A 3,043-nucleotide genomic window follows, 5' to 3' on the forward strand; every position below is an offset into this window, starting at 1 on the left:
AAGCAGCTGGATTACAGCTGCTTCAGTACGTTTAAGAGTTTTGTATTATCGTCGTGCATCATGATGCAGAAGCGGACAAATTCGCCGTCCAGGCACTGGAAGGAAGAACAGTCGCGGATCATCAGGCCTTTTTTGATGCAGGCCTCAAAGACATCGGCGGAAGTCAGACCGTCCCGGCGGATTTTTAATAAGATGAAATTGGCATAGGCAGGATAAACTTTAAAAGTAGGGATATTTTGAAGTTCCTGCTCCATGCGGTCACGCTCATCGAGGATCAGATCACGCGTTTCCTGAATGTAGTCGTGGTCACGGAGCATCAGCTCTCCGGCAAAGGCACCAAGACTGTTCAGTGACCATGGCGTCTGTTTTTCTCGCATTTTGGAAAGAAATTCCATATTTCCGGTAATTCCGTAACCGAGACGCATGCCCGGTGCAGCATAAAATTTAGAAACACCACGCAGTACCATAAGATTGGTAAATTCTCTGGTCAGAGGAATTGCAGTTATTTCTTCGACATCTGGTGCGAACTCTACGTAAGTTTCATCGATCATGACAAAAATATCTTTATCTGCACAGAATGCGATCAGTTTGCGGAGATCTTCCTCCATGATTGCAGAGGAAGTCGGATTATTCGGATTGCAGAGAATCAGGAAATCATAACCGTTTTCCAGAGTTTTGCACAGATCCTCTACATCGAGAGTGAAATTTCGTTCTTCTCGCAGATGATAATATTCCTGTGTGCTTCCGGAGAAAGAAAGTTCTCTGGAATATTCGGAATATGTCGGTCCGAGAATCAGGGTGTGTTTCGGCGCACGTTCCTGAATCAGAAGTGAGATCAGTTCACTGGAACCATTTCCAGGTAAAATAAATTCAGCGGGAATCCTGCAGTATTCTGAGATCGTATTTCTGAGAGATACATAATCTCTGTCCGGATAAGAAGAAAAAAGATCGACATTTTCTGCAATTTCTTTTTTTACAGAGGCGGAGAGGCCAAGAGGATTGACATTTGCCCCGAATTTAACGATATCTTCTTTATTTAAATGATAGTAGTCACATATTTTTTCTATGTCACTTCCATGAAAAACCATTTTTGTAGTCATAAGGTTACACTCCTCATTATTTCGCTATTTACTATAATAAATCATCGAAGCGTTTTTTACAATAGACAACCGCCGAAGATGTGTTATACTAGAAAAACAGGTGTTGCTGTGAACACAGGTAGTATTCCGCGAGGTGTTTTGGAATGGATTTTGACCAAGTTGCTGTGAACGGAGTGAACAGTAACAAACAGGTGTTGTTGTGAACAGCAATAACTAATAAATATGCAAGACGGGGGAATGAATATGAGATTGCAGACAGTACAGGATGCATTGAATCAAAAAAATATCAGGTTTGAATATACCGAAGAAGACGGATGCGGAAGTCTGGATTTTATGTTCCGCGGACTGAAATTCCATGTGTGGGAATATCACGATGGAGTCTGGGGTGCAGAGACAAATATCTATGAGGCAGGCAGAAGTGAGGATATTGAGGGCGATTATGAAGAAAAGATTGCCGGAGAAATTCTGTCATGGCCGGATATGATCAATAATTAAGCAGGAGAGAAAAATGAAACTTGTAAACATTGCCGATGAAGGCGCAAAATATAAATGGCAGCTTTATGATCTGTATGATAAAGCATTTCCGGAACAGGAGAAAAAGCCCCTGCAGGTAATGGAAAACCTGGTAGCAGATGGAAAGATGGAGATGCTTGCAATGGTTGACGAAGATGAATTCGTAGGACTGGCAATCAATCTGATCGATGCGGAGCAGGATAGGGCGCTTCTGGATTATTATGCAATTGTACCGGAGAAAAGAAATTACGGATATGGAAGCAGGGGACTGGAGGCATTACTTAAAAAGTTCAAAAATCATAAATATATTTTTGAAATAGAAACACAGGATGAAAAAGCAGAAAATGCTGAAGAACGCAAAAAAAGAAAGGCTTTTTATCTTCGGAACGGACTTCAGGAGACGGGATTGTTTGTAAATGTGTATGATACAGATTTTGAAATCCTTACACCGGACGGTGAGCTGACTTTCTGGGAATATGTAGATTTTTGCGAGAAGTAATGTATGAAGAATACGTACAGATTCTTCGCCCGACATTGATTGCGATGAAAAAATAATAAAAATACAAAAGGAAATTAAGGACAGGTAACGTGGGAGAAAATGTGGTTTTAGTTTATCTGGTAGTATGTTTTTTTGTATTTCTGGCAGGATTTGTGGATTCGATTGCCGGAGGAGGCGGACTGATCTCACTTCCGGCATATATGATTGCGGGACTGCCGGTACATACTGCAATTGCAACAAATAAAATGAGCAGCTCCATGGGAACTTTCGTGGCATCTTTTCACTACATGAAAAAAGGCTTTATGAAATGGAAAATCTGTATCCCGGCAGTTTTTGGTGCAATTGCCGGATCCTGGATAGGATCTCATCTGGCTCTTCTGATTTCGGAGAAAGCTTTAAAAATCGCCATGCTGGTTGTGCTTCCGGTCATTTTGTTTTATGTACTGAGAAGCAAAGCACTGAAAGGAAAAGACGAAAATGCAACAGAAGTAATCAATGGAATGCTGATTTTTAAAAGTATTCTGATCGCAGCTGTAGTTGGTATTTATGATGGGATTTACGGACCGGGAACAGGAACATTTCTGATGCTTTTATTTACCGGTTTCTGTCATATGACATTAAACGATGCAGCAGGTGCCACAAAGGCAATCAATCTGACAACCAATATCACAGCACTTGTCGTATTTCTGATCAATGGCAAAGTGCTTTTGCCACTGGGAATTGCAGCAGGAGTTTGTAACATGGCAGGGAATTATCTTGGAAGTCATAGCTTTACTTCAAACGGTCACAAGATCGTAAAACCGGTTATGATTGTGGTGATCGTGATCTTCTTCATTAAAGTATTAACAGAACTGATTTGAAACACACAAAAGGGGACTTATTTCACATCCCCCTTTGTCTACAGTCTGAAACCCTGGTGCGTGTGAGCAAC

Annotated in this window: 4 protein-coding genes; 3 read left to right on the top strand and 1 reads right to left on the bottom strand. The window is 41.2% G+C overall.

Annotation, left to right across the window (positions count from 1 at the left end; translation table 11 throughout):
* Window positions 1-11: 11 nt before the first annotated feature.
* The gene (locus PGQ38_RS19020) at window positions 12-1,100 is read right to left on the bottom strand and encodes a pyridoxal phosphate-dependent aminotransferase (RefSeq protein ID WP_173771954.1); all 1,089 of its coding nucleotides are present in this window, start codon (window positions 1,098-1,100) and stop codon (window positions 12-14) included.
* A gap of 243 nt (window positions 1,101-1,343) precedes the next feature.
* On the opposite strand from PGQ38_RS19020, the gene PGQ38_RS19025 reads away from it, so the two are divergent.
* From PGQ38_RS19025 to PGQ38_RS19035, 3 genes are all read left to right on the top strand, one after another.
* Window positions 1,344-1,595, top strand: coding sequence for a kinase (locus PGQ38_RS19025; protein WP_118583122.1), 252 nt, complete (start codon window positions 1,344-1,346; stop codon window positions 1,593-1,595).
* 13 nt (window positions 1,596-1,608) lie between these two features.
* Window positions 1,609-2,112 (top strand): GNAT family N-acetyltransferase, encoded by a 504-nt coding sequence (locus tag PGQ38_RS19030; protein ID WP_270433123.1) that lies wholly within the window; start codon window positions 1,609-1,611, stop codon window positions 2,110-2,112.
* A 101-nt stretch (window positions 2,113-2,213) separates the two neighbouring features.
* Window positions 2,214-2,972 carry a sulfite exporter TauE/SafE family protein gene (locus PGQ38_RS19035; protein ID WP_118583172.1) on the top strand — a complete coding sequence of 253 codons (759 nt, stop codon included), beginning with the start codon at window positions 2,214-2,216 and terminating at the stop codon, window positions 2,970-2,972.
* The last annotated feature ends 71 nt before the right edge of the window (window positions 2,973-3,043 follow it).

It is taken from the genome of Blautia faecis (genome assembly GCF_027662325.1).
Classification (GTDB): Bacteria; Bacillota; Clostridia; order Lachnospirales; family Lachnospiraceae; genus Blautia_A; species Blautia_A faecis.

What these genes read in the sequence shown, in the direction of transcription:
- PGQ38_RS19020 (WP_173771954.1), bottom strand. Translation starts at nt 1,100, where the DNA reads ATGACTACAAAAATGGTTTTTCATGGAAGTGACATAGAAAAAATATGT.
- PGQ38_RS19025 (WP_118583122.1), top strand. Translation starts at nt 1,344, where the DNA reads ATGAGATTGCAGACAGTACAGGATGCATTGAATCAAAAAAATATCAGG.
- PGQ38_RS19030 (WP_270433123.1), top strand. Translation starts at nt 1,609, where the DNA reads ATGAAACTTGTAAACATTGCCGATGAAGGCGCAAAATATAAATGGCAG.